The sequence below is a fragment of the Nitrincola lacisaponensis genome (genome assembly GCF_000691225.1).
Classification (GTDB): Bacteria; Pseudomonadota; Gammaproteobacteria; order Pseudomonadales; family Balneatricaceae; genus Nitrincola; species Nitrincola lacisaponensis.
On record NZ_JMSZ01000042.1, the window covers coordinates 48913 to 65191 of the forward strand.

At 53.5% G+C, this 16279-nt stretch carries 12 protein-coding genes; 5 read left to right on the forward strand and 7 right to left on the reverse strand.

The features are described from left to right. Positions 1-176 precede the first annotated feature (176 nt). A complete protein-coding gene (gene mgtE, locus ADINL_RS14400; RefSeq protein ID WP_036549616.1) occupies positions 177-1520 on the forward strand; it encodes a magnesium transporter in 1344 nt (447 codons plus the stop codon). A gap of 346 nt (positions 1521-1866) precedes the next feature. On the opposite strand, the gene ADINL_RS14405 is transcribed toward mgtE, so the two are convergent. Next, positions 1867-2718: a prephenate dehydratase gene (locus ADINL_RS14405; protein ID WP_036549619.1), complete on the reverse strand. Its 852-nt coding sequence runs from the start codon at positions 2716-2718 to the stop codon at positions 1867-1869. A 140-nt stretch (positions 2719-2858) separates the two neighbouring features. Between ADINL_RS14405 and rapA the strand changes: the two genes are divergently transcribed. Continuing rightward, on the forward strand, positions 2859-5717 hold the full coding sequence (gene rapA / locus ADINL_RS14410) for an RNA polymerase-associated protein RapA (protein ID WP_036550224.1): 2859 nt from the start codon (positions 2859-2861) through the stop codon (positions 5715-5717). On the opposite strand, the gene ADINL_RS14415 is transcribed toward rapA, so the two are convergent. Genes ADINL_RS14415 through hydA form a run of 5 tightly spaced genes read right to left on the reverse strand, consistent with a single transcriptional unit; the run spans position 5714 to position 10899 of the window. Continuing rightward, positions 5714-6721 (reverse strand): ABC transporter substrate-binding protein, encoded by a 1008-nt coding sequence (locus ADINL_RS14415; protein ID WP_036549622.1) that lies wholly within the window; start codon positions 6719-6721, stop codon positions 5714-5716. The genes rapA and ADINL_RS14415 overlap by 4 nt on opposite strands. Before the next feature lie 34 nt (positions 6722-6755). Next, positions 6756-7706, reverse strand: coding sequence for an ABC transporter permease (locus ADINL_RS14420; protein WP_084154545.1), 951 nt, complete (start codon positions 7704-7706; stop codon positions 6756-6758). Beyond that, a complete protein-coding gene (locus ADINL_RS14425) occupies positions 7703-8593 on the reverse strand; it encodes an ABC transporter permease (RefSeq protein WP_036550229.1) in 891 nt (296 codons plus the stop codon). Before ADINL_RS14425 ends, ADINL_RS14420 begins: the two co-directional genes overlap by 4 nt. A 10-nt stretch (positions 8594-8603) precedes the next feature. Beyond that, on the reverse strand, positions 8604-9428 hold the full coding sequence (locus ADINL_RS14430; protein WP_084154546.1) for an ABC transporter ATP-binding protein: 825 nt from the start codon (positions 9426-9428) through the stop codon (positions 8604-8606). A 25-nt stretch (positions 9429-9453) separates the two neighbouring features. Next, positions 9454-10899 (reverse strand): dihydropyrimidinase, encoded by a 1446-nt coding sequence (gene hydA / locus ADINL_RS14435; RefSeq protein WP_036549624.1) that lies wholly within the window; start codon positions 10897-10899, stop codon positions 9454-9456. A gap of 446 nt (positions 10900-11345) precedes the next feature. On the opposite strand from hydA, the gene ADINL_RS14440 reads away from it, so the two are divergent. Next, positions 11346-12629 carry a Zn-dependent hydrolase gene (locus ADINL_RS14440; protein WP_051632860.1) on the forward strand — a complete coding sequence of 428 codons (1284 nt, stop codon included), beginning with the start codon at positions 11346-11348 and terminating at the stop codon, positions 12627-12629. A 3-nt stretch (positions 12630-12632) separates the two neighbouring features. Here the strand turns inward: ADINL_RS14440 and ADINL_RS14445 are convergent, their stop codons facing one another. Further along, entirely contained in the window at positions 12633-13286 is a 654-nt protein-coding gene (locus tag ADINL_RS14445) for a TetR/AcrR family transcriptional regulator (protein ID WP_051632861.1), read from the reverse strand. A gap of 290 nt (positions 13287-13576) precedes the next feature. Here ADINL_RS14445 and ADINL_RS14450 point away from each other — a divergent pair, with 290 nt between their 5' ends. After that, positions 13577-14923 carry an NAD(P)-dependent oxidoreductase gene (locus ADINL_RS14450; RefSeq protein ID WP_051632862.1) on the forward strand — a complete coding sequence of 449 codons (1347 nt, stop codon included), beginning with the start codon at positions 13577-13579 and terminating at the stop codon, positions 14921-14923. A gap of 16 nt (positions 14924-14939) precedes the next feature. Next, entirely contained in the window at positions 14940-16214 is a 1275-nt protein-coding gene (gene preA / locus ADINL_RS14455) for an NAD-dependent dihydropyrimidine dehydrogenase subunit PreA (protein ID WP_036549626.1), read from the forward strand. The last annotated feature ends 65 nt before the right edge of the window (positions 16215-16279 follow it).

The following is a 16279-nucleotide window of genomic DNA, read 5'->3' on the forward strand; positions in this document are numbered from 1 at the left end:
TTTTTCAATATATTATACACATTCATAGGGTTTAATCTGAGGATCATCATGGACCCCAGCCGATGTTGCTTTAACATCAATCAACTGATATCTGCCTGCTCAACACAAGCCCTCCTCTTCGCTGATCTGTAAGACAGTCGTTCGGGTGGGTGCTGAGCCTGCTTTGGAGACTGACAATGAATTACGCCGAACTCTCTGAATCCTTGCGCGATGCAATGGAGAAGCAGGACACCGTCGCCATCGAATCGCTGGTGGTGGAGTTTCAACCGGCGGATCTGGCCGAATTTCTGCATGAAGAAGAGGTGGATGTCAGCCTCAAAATTCTGGCCCATCTTGATATCGAAGAACGCGCCGAAGTTTTTGGTTACCTGCCGCTTAATACCCAGTTTGACGTTTCCGAGGAAATGACTGCCGAAGGTCTGGCTCAGTTGCTGAACTGTATGGAGTCAGATGAGCGTGCTGACCTGTTTAACCTGATGGATGAGGATCGTCAGACTGCTGTTCTCAAGTTGATGGCTCAGGAGGAGCGCGAAGACTTGCGTCGTATGGCCTCATACGAGGATGGTACTGTCGGTGCCATCATGACCAGTAACTACGCCAGCGTACCAGTGACTGATACAGTACTGCAGGCACTGGACAAGGTACGTAAAACCGCGCCGGATGCCGAAACCATCTATCAGATTTACGTCCTGGATAAGCTCCATCGCCTGGTAGGAACCGTTTCTCTGCGTGAACTGATTGTCAGTCGTCCTACCGCCCTGGTCAGCGATCTGATGGTATCTGAACTGATCACCATGTCTCCGGATCAGGAGCAGGAAGATGCCTCCAGGCTGATCAGCCGCTATGACTTGCTGGCATTGCCAGTCATTGATAATCAGCAGCGCCTGGTCGGTATTGTGACCTACGATGATGCGATGGACGTTGCTGAAGCAGAGGCAACTGAGGACATCCTGAAAGGGGGTTCAATCAGTGGTCTGGAAGGCAGCATCAAAGATGCGTCCAAGTTTATGCTGTATCGTAAACGTATCTTCTGGTTGCTGCTGTTGGTGTTTGCCAATATTTTTACAGCTGCCGGTATCGCGATCTACGAAGATACCATCTCCAAATATGCTGTTCTGGTGTTCTTTATGCCGTTGCTGATCGGTAGTGCCGGTAATGCCGGCTCTCAGGCTTCGACACTGATGGTGCGTGCTTTGGGCACAGGTGATGTGGAGCTCTCCGATTGGGCGAGGCTGTTTGGACGGGAGATACTTATTGCTCTGGCGCTTGGTTTGACCATGGCATTTGCTGTTGCCTTCATTGGTCATTATCGAGGTGGACAGGATATTGCCATGATTGTGGCGTTGAGCATGGTCGCTGTGGTCATGATGGGGAGTCTTTTGGGCTTGAGCCTGCCGTTTGTTCTGAAGCGTGTTGGCTTCGATCCAGCTACAGCCAGCGCTCCTCTGGTTGCAACGATTGCCGACGCTGCGGGTATTCTGGTGTATTTTGGTATCGCTACCGCCATTCTTGGGCTGTGACCTGTCAAAAAAAAGCCCCTCCGAAGAGGGGCAAGCAAAGTGCATACAACTCAGGAAGAGTTGAGAGATGGGATGCGATAAGGTTGAATCCGGAAAGGAACAACTTTTTCGCGTCCTGAAGCTCAGGACAATTTAAAGATAGTTCAATTTTGTGCGCCGCACAATAGGGAAATCACCTACTGTTAGATTTTTTCATTCTAATAAAATATTTTTTTGTGCATTGCAGCATGCGAAAGATCTAAAAGCCTGCAGATCAATGCATTACTCAAGAAGAGGAGCGCTGATAAGCGTTCTGTGCACTGCAAAACCGGCGCCCCGGATGTTTAAAGCGGGTGATTCCGGGCTATCAGCCCGGTTTGCGGAAAGGATGTGCCTTGTACGTCCCCATAATCCGGACTTCACTGGCAAAAAAATTCAACTCTTGTAAGGCATGCTGCATGGCCGCCTGATGCGGATGGCCTTCAACATCGAGGTGAAAGCTGGAAACCTGCATGGTGTCGGAGGCCATATAGCTTTCCAGTTTGACCATGTTGACACCGTTGGTGGCAAAGCCTCCCAGCGCCTTGTACAGCGCTGCCGGAATGTTACGGACGCGAAACATCAGCGTAGTAATGTAGTGTTGACCTTCTTCAAAGGCCGGCATGCGGCTCTCGCGCGCCAGGATCATGAAGCGGGTGGTGTTGCCGCTGATATCCTGAAAATTCGGATTGAGAATCTCCAGCTCATAGAGTTCAGCCGCCAGGCTGGACGCAATCGCCGCATGCCCGGGTTGGCGGCTCTCTGCCAGTTCATGTGCAGCACCGGCGGTATCCAGTGCGGCGATTGGCTGCAAACCCAGTTTTTTGATATTGCCGTCACACTGGGCCAGTGCCTGAGGGTGTGATGCGATGGTGCGTAACGCTTCCAGTTTGGTGCCAGGCAGGGCCAGCAAACAATGATTCACTGGCTCAAAATGCTCGCCAATAATATGCAGCTGGGTTTTTGGCATCAGCCGGTAGATTTCCTCGACACGTCCGGCTGTTGAGTTTTCCAGTGGAATCATGGCCAGGCGAGCATCGCCACGTTCTACCATAAACATGGCTTCGACAAAGCTTTCACAGGCATGGGCACGCAGTTCAGGGTGAACTCGGCAGCAAGCCAGATGAGAGTAGGCACCTTCGTGCCCCTGGTAGGCAATCACATCGTTGGTCTGAGTCATGGGCGTCTGTCTGTATCCGTTACAGGGCAACAAAGCGCCTATTATTGCACAGAGTTTCAGGAATCACGATCAGCCTTTGAACTCCTGCGTAACTGCGCCTATCATGGTGTCCTTTTTACAGAGTGACAGAGGGTTTCAGATTGTCTCAGACTGAATTTGTGCCGGGGCAGCGGTGGATCAGTAACACCGAAGTGGATCTGGGGTTGGGGATTGTAGTGGAGTCCGCCAATCGTCGAGTAGAGATCAGTTTTCCGGCAGCGGGTGAGGTACGTACCTACGCCATTGATAATGCTCCCTTGAGCCGTGTCTGTTATGAAGCCGATGAAGAGATTTACAGTGACGAAGGCGTGGTGATCCAGGTTCGTGAACGCATCGAGCATAATGGCTGCTTCATTTATCTGGGTGAGGATGCGGCCGGGAATGAGGTGATTTTGCCGGAATTGCACCTCGACAGTGCGGTCCATTTCAGCAAGCCCCAGGAACGGTTGTTTGCCGGTCAGATTGACCGTCACGGGCTATTTAAACTGCGTGTCGAGACACTGGAACACCGTCACCGTCTGGAACAGTCACCTGCCTATGGCCTGCTGGGCGCACGGGTGGCCTTATTGCCACACCAGCTTTATATCGCTGCCGAGTTGGCTTCCCGCCCGGTACCACGTGCACTGCTGGCCGATGAGGTCGGACTTGGCAAGACTATTGAGGCCGGGATGATTCTGCATCAGCGCCTGATCAGTGAACGAGCCCGCCGGGTGCTGATTTTGCTGCCGGACTCACTCTTGCATCAGTGGCTGGTGGAGATGCACCGCCGTTTCAATCTGACCTTTTCACTATTGGATGCTGAACGCTGTGAAGCGTTACAGGCGTCTGGTCACGATAACCCATTCGAGTCTGCCCAACGGGTGATTTCGCCGGTTTCGTTGATGACCCGGGATGCCGCACGTCTTGAGCAGGCAGTGGCTGCAGGCTGGGATCTGTTAGTGGTGGATGAAGCCCATCATCTGGGTTGGAGCCGAGAGGTGGTCAGCCATGCCTACCACTGTGTTGAGCGATTGGCACAGCGCAGCGAAGGGCTGCTGTTGCTGACTGCGACTCCCGAGCAGTTAGGGCCGGAAGGGCACTATGCCCGGCTACGCCTGCTGGACCCTGAGCGTTATCCGGATCTGGACCGGTTTCTGGAGCAGGAGCAGCAGTATTTTCATTTGAACCATCTGATTGGCTCGTTGCTGGAAGGTGGTGCGGCGTTTTTGCGTCAGGATCGCCATACACAGCGTGAGCTGGCAGCACGACTGGGGGAAGAAGCCATTACTCATTGGCTGGCCGCTCCGGCCTTGTCACAGGACAACTTGCTGGATCGATTGATTCACCAGCTGGTGGATCAGCAGGGCACAGGCCGGGTGTTGTTTCGTAATACCCGTCGCACTGTGGAGGGTTTTCCGGCGCGTCGTTTTCAGGGTTACCCGTTGTTGGCCCCCAATTTTTATGCACCTCAGGGGGCGGATGTACAACTGGAACCCTTGCTGCATCCTGAGCGGCATCTGGGCACCGACTGGATCAGCGTCGACCCCCGGGTCGCCTGGCTGCAAGACTGGCTGAAGCAGCATCGTCGTGACAAAGTCCTGGTTATCTGTGCTCATGCCGAGACGGCTGTAGCACTGGATGAGTATCTGAGTTTGCGCCTGGGGGTCAGATCCAGTGTGTTCCATGAGGGCATGAGCCTGGTGAATCGTGACCGCAGTGCTGCCTATTTTGCAGATCAGGAACTGGGCGCCCAGGTGCTGATCTGCTCTGAAATTGGCAGTGAAGGGCGTAACTTCCAGTTTTGTCATCATCTGGTACTGTTTGATCTGCCTCTGAGCCCGGATTTGCTGGAACAACGCATCGGGCGTCTGGACCGTATTGGTCAGACACAGGATGTACAGATTCACCTGCCCTACTATCGCCAGAGTCCTACCGATGTGTTGATGCAGTGGTACCACCAGGGCCTGAATGCATTTGAACGGGTCTGTGCAGTGGGTGATGCTCTGTATCAGCGGTTTGCCCAGCCGTTGCATGCAGCCATGCATCAACCTGAAGATGCCGCTGCGCTTGAGTCTCTGCTGCATGCTACTCAGGAAGCACGTGAAGCGCTTGAACAGGAGCTGGCCGAGGGACGGGATCGACTGCTGGAAATGAGCAGTTTCAATGCGGAGCGTGCAGATCAGGTACTCCAGGCCATGCAGTCTGAGGATGATGTGAGCCGGATTCAGACCTATGCCGAGCGGTTATTTGATCGTTTCGGGATCAGTTTGCAGCCACACGGTCGCCATGGACTGGTACTGCATCCCGGTGAGCATATGCTGTGTCAACTGGCCGAGTTGCCTGAAGAAGGCATGACGCTGACATTCAGTCGTGAAGAGGCCCTGCAGCGCGAAGAGATTGAGTTCATGAGCTGGGAACATCCGTTGATGATCGAGCTGATGGAGATGCTGACGCATAACGAGATGGGTAACAATGCAATCTGCATGCTGAAGTTGCCTGCCTTGCCACCGGGTACTCTGTTGCTGGAAGCCATTTATGAATTGAATCTGACTGTACCGCGTGCATTACAACTGCCGCGTTATCTGCCGGGTGGTTATGTGCGTTTGTTGCTGGATTCGGAAGGGCGTGATCTCAGCGAGGTTCTCGGACATCAGCCGCTGAATCAGCTGGCGCAGCCGCTGAAACTCTCAACGTCTCAAAATATGGTTCGGATGGTACGCGACAAGATCACAGTACAGTTACAGCAGGCACAGCAGCTGGCTGATGCCCGTTTGCCCGTGCTGCGAGAGACAGCCTTGCAGACGCTGTCCCTGGAGCGTGATGCGGCTTACCAGAGACTGGAGGCCTTGGCGCGTGTGAATCCTGCCGTGGATGAGGCTGAACTGGAGGCACATCGTTTGGACACCCGCACCCTGCAGCAGGGGCTGCAGAACGCGCGGTTGCGTCTGGACGCGGTACGGGTGATTGTTGTCGCGGATTAATCCAGAGCCTTCATGGCGTCAAACACTGTATGGGTGTAGGCGCCTTCCGGTACCTGGGTAATGACTGGAGACGAGTCGCTGCCCAGCAGTACTTCTACGGTGCGATCAAACGCCGCTGGATCAAGATAGCCAATACCCTGCTCACCGCTGCTCAGCAGTTGCGCGACCTCGGTCATCATGCGTACCTGATGTGCCTCGGTCTGAGCACCTGAATCATCATACTCCAGCACGATGTTGGCTGCGGCTTCAGGATTCTCCCGCGCCCATTCCCAGCCCTGTACGGTTGCTTTCAGGAAACGTGCCAGTGCATCCACTTTGGCAGGATCTTCCAGACTGCTTTCCAGCACATACAAACCGTCTTCCAGGGTGGCAACCCCTTCATCCTCATACGGGAAAAGTGTCAGCAGTTCAGGTGTCAGACCACCGTCCAGTACCTGACCATACTCGTTATAGGTCATGGTGGAGATGCAATCAGCCTGACCATTGAACAGTGGATCGACGTTAAAGCCCTGACGCAGTACGGTGACACCCTGAGCCCCGCCAGTGGTTTCGTACCCCAGTTTCGACATCCAGCTGAGGAAAGGGTACTCATTTCCGGAGAACCACACGCCCAGTGTTTTGCCCGCAAAGTCTTCCGGTGTTTCAATACCACTGGATTTCAGGCAGGTGAGCATCATGCCCGAGCGGTCATAGATCTGACCGATATTCACCAGAGGCAGGCCACGCTCACGGGTAGCCAGGGCTGACGGCAGCCAGTCAACTACAACATCGGCGCCACCACCTGCCAGAACCTGGGCGGGTGCGATATCCGGTCCACCGGGCTTGATGGTCAGGTCAATACCTGCTTGTTGATAGAATCCCTGATCCAGCGCGGCATAGTAGCCCGCGAACTGCGCCTGGGTAACCCATTTGAGCTGAAGTGTCAGCTTGTCATTTGCCTGAGCGGAAAAAGCGGCTGCTACCAAAGCGATTCCGACAGCCGTGGTGGTGATCGTTTTTTTCATGGTTGTGCCTCATTTGACTAGGTTGGGATAGAATTCAGCGTTCACGTCGTACAGAAGGGTGCCAGAAGGTCACCCGGCGTTCCAAAAGGGCTAACGCCCCGTAACTCAAAGAGCCAGCCAGGGCAGCAACGAAGATCGTTGCCCAGACCATATCCATGTTCATGCGGCCAACTTCTGCCGAGATGCGAAAGCCCATACCGACGATGGGGGTGCCAAAAAATTCGGCAACAATGGCACCGATCAAGGCCAGCGTGGAGTTCAGTTTCAGCGCATTAAAAATGAACGGCATGGCTTGAGGGAGCTGGTTTTTGAAGAAAATCTGCCCTTTGCCTGCTGCATAGGTGTGCATCAGGTCGGCGTGCAATGGGTCTACAGAACGCAGTCCGGCGACCGTGTTGATCAGCATCGGGAAGAAGGTCATGACCACCACGACAGCCGCCTTGGATTGCCAGTCGAAACCAAACCACATCACCATGATCGGGGCGATACCGATAATCGGGATCGAAGCCATGAAATTACCCAGCGGCAGCAGCCCCTTTTGCAGGAAGGGACTGCGCACTACCAGTTTAGCGGCCACAAATCCCAGACCGCAGCCCATCAGATAACCTGCCAGTACCGCCTTCAGATATGTCTGTTGAAAGTCCGCCCAGAGCAGTGGCAGGTTGTTGCCCAGCGTGACAAACACCCGGCTGGGTTCTGGCATGAGTACCAGGGGTACATCATAGCCACGCACGATGGCTTCCCAGACCAGCAGAATCATCAGCCCAAACAGTGTCGGCACAGCCAGTTGGCAGGGACGCTGCCAAGGCCTGCCACTATCGGCCAGCGCGGTCAGTCGGCTCATCAGGTGGGCCGCAGCCAGCAGCGCGATCAGCAACACCGGTAACAGAAATGAATCCTGATAGAAGCCTTTAGGCAAGTGCAAGGCGATCCATGTTTGTGCCAGCAGGATGCAGATGGCCAAAGGGGTTAAGAGTCGGTTCATCCACGTAATCCTCGTCTGTTGAGCACCAGGCGTTCAGCCATACCAACCAGCGTAATCAGTGCCCAGCCAAGCAAGGCAGAAATCACCAGAGCAGCCCAAATCTGCACCGTTTGGCCATAGTAGGAACCACTGAGCAGGCGTGCGCCCAGGCCACCTTGAGCACCGGTCGGTAACTCGGCCACGATGGCACCAACCAGGGCGGCTGAAATGGCAATTTTCAGGCTGGCAAACAGATAGGGCTGTGCTGAAAACCAGCGTAGCTTCCAGAACATCTGTTGCGCACTGGCGTTATAGGTGATCATCAATTCGGTATGCAGCTTATCGGCCGAGCGCAGCCCTTTGACCATGCCGATAACAACAGGGAAGAACGACAGGTACATGGAAATCATTGCTTTGGGCAGAACACCGGTCAGGTTCATCGAACCCAGTACCACCACAACAATGGGTGCAATCGCCAGAATAGGCACTGTCTGTGAAGCGATCACCCAGGGCATAAGACTGGCATCCAGGGTGCGGTTATGCACGATGCCGACCGCAATTAAAATGCCCAGCAATGAGCCCAGTGCAAAGCCCAGCAGGGTGGATTCCAGGGTAATCATGCTGTGATACACCAGCGAACGGCGTGAGGTAACTGCCTGATTGAATACACTCTGGTAGAGTTCCATGGCGACCTGGTGAGGAACGGGCAAGGGTGGGCGCTGAATACTATAGGCACCTTGTAGTACCTGAATGTAGGTCCAGCTTTGACCGGTGCGTTCGAGCATGTTGATCATCTGATTGCCATTCATCAGCAGGGCTGCGATATACCAGATCACCAGAATACCCAGTACCAGCGTCAGCACGGCGAAGCCTTGAGTCTGGGTGAGTGACTTCAACTGTTGTTTCATCGCCTGCCCCTCAATCAATCTGATGGTCACTGGCCAGTGCCTGACGTATCTCGGCGGCCAGCGCATGAAAGGCTTCGCTATCGCGCAGGGCCAGCGTCTTGTCACGTGGTAAGGGGCTTTCAATCACCTTAATGATGCGTCCCGGACGCGGTGACATCACCACGATATGGGTGGACAGCAGCACGGCTTCCGGGATTGAATGGGTCACGAAAACCAGTGTTTTACCCGTGGCTTTCCAGATTTTCAGCAGTTCCATATTCAGGTGGTCACGGGTGATTTCATCCAGTGCACCGAAAGGCTCATCCATGAGCAGCAGTTCGGGTTCCAGACACAGGGCTCTGGCAATTGAAGCGCGTTGCTGCATACCGCCAGACAGTTGCCAGGGAAATTTATGCTTGAAGTCCTGCAGCCCCACCATCGTCAGGTACTTGTCAATCTGTGCCTGGCGATGGGATTTTGGCTGGGCAGAAATTTCCATCGGCAAGGCACAATTGCTGGCAATGGTACGCCAGGGAAACAGTGCTGGTGCCTGGAACACATAGCCATACAGGCGGTTCAACCGGGCATCCTGAGGTGATGTGCCGCCCACATGAATAGTGCCACTGGTCTGTTGCTCCAGATCGGCAATGACACGCAGCAGGGTGGTTTTGCCACAGCCGGATGGGCCGATAAAGGACACAAAATCCCCTTGGTGAATATCCAGGTTGATATGTGATAGTGCGTGTACCGGGCCATCATTGGTCTCAAATACCAGGGACAGATCGTCGATACCGATCATCAGACGATGAGGCTTTGTCGGACTGGATGTTTCCGGTTGCAGTTTGACAGCATGCATGACAGGTGTTCCTCTCTCGCCTGAATCAGAGACTGCGTTCAACAGCAGTCGGGGCCTGTTCAGCGTTATATTTTTCAATGGCCTCAAAAATCCCCGGGAATGCCGGGCGCTTGATGTAACGTCCCGCACCGCGTTCGGCCATCAAGGTGCCTTGCTTGAAGACCACCCGTCCCTGGCTCAGCGTGTGGGAGGGGGCGCCGGTCACGGTGCGCCCTTCAAAGATGTTGAAATCAATATTCTGGTGGTGTGTTTTGGCAGACAGCGTGTGCTGCTTGTTGGGGTCCCAGACCACGATGTCGGCATCAGCCCCCACGGCAATACAGCCTTTGCGCGGGAAGATGTTAAAGATTTTTGCCGTATTGGCAGAGGTAACGGCGACAAACTCATTCACCGTCAAACGACCTTTATTTACACCGGAGTCCCACAGCACCATCAGGCGATCTTCAATACCGGCGGTGCCATTGGGTATCTTGGAAAAATCCTCTTTTCCGGCTGCTTTCTGTTCAGCGCAGAAGCAGCAGTGATCTGTTGCGGTGGTTTGCAAAGTGCCTCCCTGGAGTGCTTTCCAGAGCACGGCTTGATGCTCTTTGGGGCGGAAAGGCGGACTCATGACATGGGCGGCAGCGAATGACCAGTCCGGATTCCGGTAGACACTGTCATCCAGTTCCAGATGGCCTGCCAGCACTTCACCATAAACACGCTGCCCTTCATGACGGGCACGGGCAATCTCATCAACGGCTTCTTTGCAGGAAACATGTACCAGGTAGAGGGGAACGCCCAGCGACTGTGCGATACGGATAGCCCGGTTGGCCGCTTCGCCTTCCACCTCACTCGGGCGTGACAGCGGATGCGCTTCCGGGCCTTTCAGGCCGGCCGCCAGCAATTTGCGTTGCAGATGGTAGACCAACTCACCGTTTTCGGCATGTACGGTCGGCATGGCACCCAGTTCCAGGCAGCGATTGAAGCTGTTGACCATGGTTTCATCGGTCGCCATGATGGCATTTTTATAGGCCATAAAATGTTTGAATGAGTTGACCCCTTCTTCTTGTACCAGAGTCCCCATATCCTCATATACTGACTCATCCCACCAGGTCACTGCGACATGGAAGGAATAGTCGGCTGCTGATTTTTCAGCCCATTCCCGCCAGGTTTGATAGGCTTCCATCAGGGGTTGTTGAGGTGACGGAATGACAAAATCGATGATCATCGTGGTACCACCGGCCAGTCCCGCCGCTGTACCCGTGTAGAAGTCCTCACTGGCAACCGTACCCATAAAAGGCAGCTGCATATGGGTATGCGGATCGATACCGCCAGGCATGACATATTGACCTTTGGCATCGACAATCTCGGTTCCTTCGGGGACTTGAAGGTTGCTGCCTATTTGCTGAATCTTGCCAGCCTCGCAGTAGACATCGGCCATCAGACTCTGGTCTGCGTTGACTACCAGACCGCCTTGTATCAATACACCCATGGTTTGACTCCTTCAGAACACTCTAAGCGAACAGCAGCAGACGTTTGCTGCGAATGACGGGGTTAATGCAATAATCTGACCAGATGGACAGAAGTTTGTGGTTTTTGTTTGTAATACTCTGTTTTTAAATATGAATATTTTTATCTCTATGGATTTTCAGATTTTTTCAGCAAAAAGTATCTGGATCGCTCTGCACAATCACGGGGCTGGATGACTCAAAAACGTGCATTTTTTGAACATGCCAGCTGTATGTGTTGTGCTTTCATTTCCTCTTATTTCAGTTGATCAAGTATTAAGTATTTAAAAATCAAATGTATAAATGTAATTTAATGAACTTTCTGTCCATTTGGTCAGAAGTTTGCATGGCATGTTCTATGCGCCAGTTCAGCACGAAACAACAGGACTGGCAGTCCAGATGGCAATGACAGATAAGGAAGGTGGGATGCATGAAAGCCTTGAAAGTGAATAAAGCGCGGTTATGGGACAGCTTGATGGAGATGGCCAAAATTGGTGCAACGGATAAAGGCGGTTGTTGCCGGTTGGCGTTGACGGACCTGGATAAGCAGGGCCGTGATCTCTACATCCGCTGGGCAGAAGAAGCGGGTTGTACGGTAAAAATCGATCAGGTAGGCAACATCATGGCGACACGTCCCGGTGAGGATATGAGCCTGCCACCTGTCGGCACAGGCAGTCATCTGGATACCCAGCCCACCGGTGGAAAGTTTGACGGGGTGTTTGGTGTACTGTCCGGGCTGGAAGTGGTCCGCAGCCTGAATGACCATGGTATCAAAACCCGTCATCCCATTGAGATTTCGGTCTGGACCAATGAAGAAGGTTCACGATTTGCACCGGCTATGATGGGATCAGGCGTCGTCTCTGGACGTTTTACGCTGCAGGAGATTCTCGACAAGGTGGATGTGGAGGGCAAACGCCTGGGCGATGAGCTGGAGCGTATCGGTTATGCCGGTGAAACGCCTGTAACGGGGCGTCAGTATCATGCCTTTTTTGAAACCCACATCGAGCAGGGACCCTATCTGGAGGCTGAAGGCAAGACTATCGGAGTCGTAACAGGCGGGCAGGGGCAGCGTTGGTACGACGTTGAGTTGACCGGGCAGGAGTCGCATGCCGGTACCACGCCGATGCATCTGCGTACCGATGCCTTGACCTGCAGTGCAGAGCTGATTCTGGCAGTGCAGTCGATCGCGCAACAGCATAAACCGGGATGCGGCACGGTGGGCTTCATGCAGGTTGGACCCAACTCACGTAATACGATTCCGGGTAAAGTGACTCTGAGTGTTGATTTGCGTCATCCTGATGATGCCGCGTTAAGTGATATGGATGCGCAGTTGCAGGAAACAGTCGCCAGACTGACGCAGGAAACCGGTGTCAAAATTGAGCTGAAACCGATTTGGTATTATGCCCCGATTCCCTTTGCGCCGCAGTGCATCGAGGCGGTGCGTACCGCTGCGGCGGCGTTGGGTTATAGCCACATGGATATTATTGCCGGTGCCGGTCATGATGCATGTTATGTCTCTGATTTTGCACCGACCAGTATGGTGTTTACCCCCTGTTTGAATGGTATCAGCCACAATGAAATCGAGTCTACCACGGCAGAGGAGTGTGAAGCGGGTTGTTCAGTGTTACTCAACGCCATGCTGCAGATGGCTGAAGTCGTGGCGATTGAAGGTGTTGACGCACCTCAGGTACTGCAGAAGGTCAGCCAGCTCTAAACGCTATACCTGATTGATACCGCACCCTTTCAATACCAGCCGGACGAGCAGGTCAGCGCCTTCATTGAAGTCCTGGTCGTCCAGTTCGGTTTTGCTCAGCATGATGCTGCTCTGAACCTGAAAATCAGCATAGGCCTGTGTCGAAGACCAGAGCATGAACATCAGGTGCTCCGGGTTGACCGGGTCCATCCATTGTTTCGAAATCCAGTGGCGAAACACCTGGCAGGTGGCCTGAAACTGTTCCTTTAAATCGGTTTCCAGCTGCTCACGCAGATAGGGAGCCCCATGCAGAATCTCGGCAGCGAAAATACGTGATGCATGGGGGTGTTCCTTGGATTGACGAATCTTCTTGACGATATAGCTGCGCAATGCATCGCGTGGATGCTGGTCCTCAGTCATGTCATTCATGCTGAGCATCCAGATCGACAGAATATTGCTGAGCACGCGCTTATACAGGGCGTCTTTGGTGTGAAAGTAGTAAAGCACATTGGCTTTGGGCAGACCGGCTTCTTTGGCAATGGCGGAAATGGTTGTACCACTGTAGCCCTTGTCACTGAACAGGCGCTCTGCAACCTTGAGTATCTGGTCGGAGTTATCCTTGCGGATTTTGGCCAGACTGCGGCGGACAGGTTTGACAGATCGTTTTTTAACACTCATATCGAATCAATTTCACTGAAAAAGGCACCGGATCGGGCACAAAAATAGGCTGCAATGCCTGAAAAGAGTGCAGAAAAAACCGCATCAGAGCAAGTCTGATTCATAAAACTAATCTTAAATGTATCGTTTGAAGTACTTTTTTATGGGTTAAATTTTTTATAAATCAATTCTGTATGTGAGATTTATAAAATCTTCTGACCGATTGGTCAGAAGATGGCACGGAGTCTGCATTCTTCCAGATTATAACAACGATGAACCGACCATCTCAGTGATAACCGGAGAACCTGACAATGAGCCTTCAACCCCCTGTGACCCTGGTGTCACCACCGCAGGATATTGATGCCTGCTTCAGTGATATTCATCCCCCGCTGACCGAGCGGCAGGCACATCTGGAAAGTGCCCGCTGCCTTTACTGCTACGATGCACCCTGTATCAAAGCCTGTCCCAGTGATATCAACATTCCCAGCTTCATCCAGCAAATTCATTCCGACAACCTTCAGGGAGCTGCACAGACCATCTACAGCAGCAACATTCTGGGCGGTAGTTGTGCGCGGGTCTGTCCAACGGAAGTTCTCTGTGAACAGGCCTGTGTTCGCAATAAAGAAGCCGAGTGCGCACCGGTACTGATCGGATTACTGCAGCGTTATGCGACTGATCATGCCGAGTTTACCGGGCATCCCTTTGACCGGGCACCCGATACAGGAAAGCGGGTCGCTGTCGTTGGCGCAGGACCTGCCGGTTTAAGTTGTGCGCACCGTTTGGCGATGAAAGGCCATCAGGTTGAGATTTTTGAAGCCAGTGAGAAAGCGGGTGGCCTGAATGAATATGGCATCGCACGTTACAAAATGACTAATGATTTTGCGGCGCGAGAGGTTGAGTTTGTATTGGGGATCGGTGGTATTACCCTGCATACCGGTCAGGCGTTAGGGCGGGATCTGAGCCTGGCAGAGTTGCAGTCCGGGTTTGATGCCGTTTTTCTGGCAATAGGCTTGCAGGGAACACGACAGTTGGGCCTGGAAAATGAGTTGGCCAGCGGTGTACAGAATGCTGTGGATTATATACGGGTGCTGAGGCAGGCCACGGATCTGAACGGCTTGAATATACCTCAGCATGCTGTGGTGATCGGTGCCGGTAATACCGCTGTCGATATCGCCTGTCAGCTACGCCGTCTGGGGTGTGAAGAGGTGACGCTGGCGTATCGGCGCGGCACCGAGAGCATGAGTGCGACAGATCATGAGCAGCAGATCGCGCGTGACCATCAGGTGCGGATAAAGACCTGGTGTCGCCCGGAAGCGATCACCCTGGATGATCAGGGGGGTGTGGCAGCGATTCACCTTCGGCGCACCGCGATGCAAGGTGGTGCACTGGTCGATCTGCCTCATTGCGACGTCCTGCCCTGTGATGCGATCTTCAAGGCGGTGGGCCAGACGCTGGAAATGCCGGAGGATGCACAGTTGGAACAGCTTCGTCTTGACGCTGGCAAACTGGCGGTTGATACGCGCTTTCATACGGGACTGGAGCGTGTATTTGCCGGGGGCGATTGCACCGCTGTCGGCGAAGACCTTACCGTTGAAGCCGTTCAGCAAGGCAAGCTGGCTGCCGAGTCCATCCATCAACTCTTAATCACTCAAGCCTGAATTGGGGAGATATCACATGGCTAATTTATTCACACGTTTTGCCGGTATTGAATCCCCTAATCCCTTCTGGTTGGCATCCGCACCTCCGACTGACAAGGCATATAACGTTGAGCGTGCCTTTGAAGCAGGCTGGGGCGGCGTGGTATGGAAAACCCTGGGTGAAGACCCGGCTGCCGTGAATGTGTCGTCACGCTATTCGGCCATCTATGATGCTACCGGGCAGGTGACCGGCTTCAACAACATCGAACTGATTACTGACCGCAGCCTGGAAATCAACCTGCGCGAAATCGAAGCGGTGAAGAAAAACTGGCCAGACAGGGCGCTGGTGGTATCGCTGATGGTTCCTTGCGAAGAAGAGTCCTGGAAAACCATCGTCAAGCTGGTTGAGCAAACCGGAGCAGATGGTCTGGAACTCAACTTTGGTTGTCCTCACGGTATGCCGGAGCGCGGCATGGGTGCGGCTGTCGGTCAGGTGCCGGAGTTTGTCGAAATGGTAACGCGCTGGTGCAAGACCTACAGCCGTTTACCGGTGATCGTCAAACTCACACCGAACATTACCGATATTCGGTTTTCTGCCCGTGCAGCGCATGCCGGAGGCGCAGATGCCGTGTCGCTGATCAATACCATTAACTCCATCACCGGGATAGATCTGGACCAGATGGTGGCCCGGCCGATTGTGGATGGTAAAAGCACCCACGGTGGTTACTGTGGCCCGGCGGTTAAACCCATTGCACTGAACATGGTGTCAGAAATTGCCCGTGATCCACAAACGCAGGGACTGCCAATCTCTGGTATTGGTGGTATCAGTACCTGGCGGGATGCGGCTGAATTTATTGCGCTGGGCGCGGGCTCTGTACAGGTTTGCACGGCCGCAATGGTGCATGGTTTCCGTATCGTGACCGAAATGCAGGATGGACTCAGTCGCTGGATGGACAGCAAAGGCTACCAGACACTGGAGGATTTCCGTGGTCTGGCGGTACAGAACACCACTGACTGGAAATACCTGAATATGAACTACAAGATTGTCGCCAACATCGATCAGGAAAGCTGCATTGGTTGTGGGCGCTGTTATATCAGTTGCGAGGACACCTCACATCAGGCCATCAGCCTGACATCCAAAGCCGATGGAACGAACCAGTTCGATATCATTGAAGCTGAATGTGTCGGCTGTAATCTGTGTCAAATTACCTGTCCGGTCAATGATTGCATCACCATGGTGCGCCGTGACGCTGACAAACCCTATATGAACTGGCTGAATGATCCACGCAACCCGCATGGAGAGGCACGCTAGTACAACCTGACAGGGGCTGTCAGTGCTGGCATGCCCTTTGCTGAACATACAGATGCTGTATCCCG

What these genes read in the sequence shown, in the direction of transcription:
- mgtE (WP_036549616.1), top strand. Translation starts at nt 177, where the DNA reads ATGAATTACGCCGAACTCTCTGAATCCTTGCGCGATGCAATGGAGAAG.
- ADINL_RS14405 (WP_036549619.1), bottom strand. Translation starts at nt 2,718, where the DNA reads ATGACTCAGACCAACGATGTGATTGCCTACCAGGGGCACGAAGGTGCC.
- ADINL_RS14415 (WP_036549622.1), bottom strand. Translation starts at nt 6,721, where the DNA reads ATGAAAAAAACGATCACCACCACGGCTGTCGGAATCGCTTTGGTAGCA.
- ADINL_RS14420 (WP_084154545.1), bottom strand. Translation starts at nt 7,706, where the DNA reads ATGAACCGACTCTTAACCCCTTTGGCCATCTGCATCCTGCTGGCACAA.
- ADINL_RS14425 (WP_036550229.1), bottom strand. Translation starts at nt 8,593, where the DNA reads ATGAAACAACAGTTGAAGTCACTCACCCAGACTCAAGGCTTCGCCGTG.
- ADINL_RS14430 (WP_084154546.1), bottom strand. Translation starts at nt 9,428, where the DNA reads ATGCATGCTGTCAAACTGCAACCGGAAACATCCAGTCCGACAAAGCCT.
- hydA (WP_036549624.1), bottom strand. Translation starts at nt 10,899, where the DNA reads ATGGGTGTATTGATACAAGGCGGTCTGGTAGTCAACGCAGACCAGAGT.
- ADINL_RS14440 (WP_051632860.1), top strand. Translation starts at nt 11,346, where the DNA reads ATGAAAGCCTTGAAAGTGAATAAAGCGCGGTTATGGGACAGCTTGATG.
- ADINL_RS14445 (WP_051632861.1), bottom strand. Translation starts at nt 13,286, where the DNA reads ATGAGTGTTAAAAAACGATCTGTCAAACCTGTCCGCCGCAGTCTGGCC.
- ADINL_RS14450 (WP_051632862.1), top strand. Translation starts at nt 13,577, where the DNA reads ATGAGCCTTCAACCCCCTGTGACCCTGGTGTCACCACCGCAGGATATT.
- preA (WP_036549626.1), top strand. Translation starts at nt 14,940, where the DNA reads ATGGCTAATTTATTCACACGTTTTGCCGGTATTGAATCCCCTAATCCC.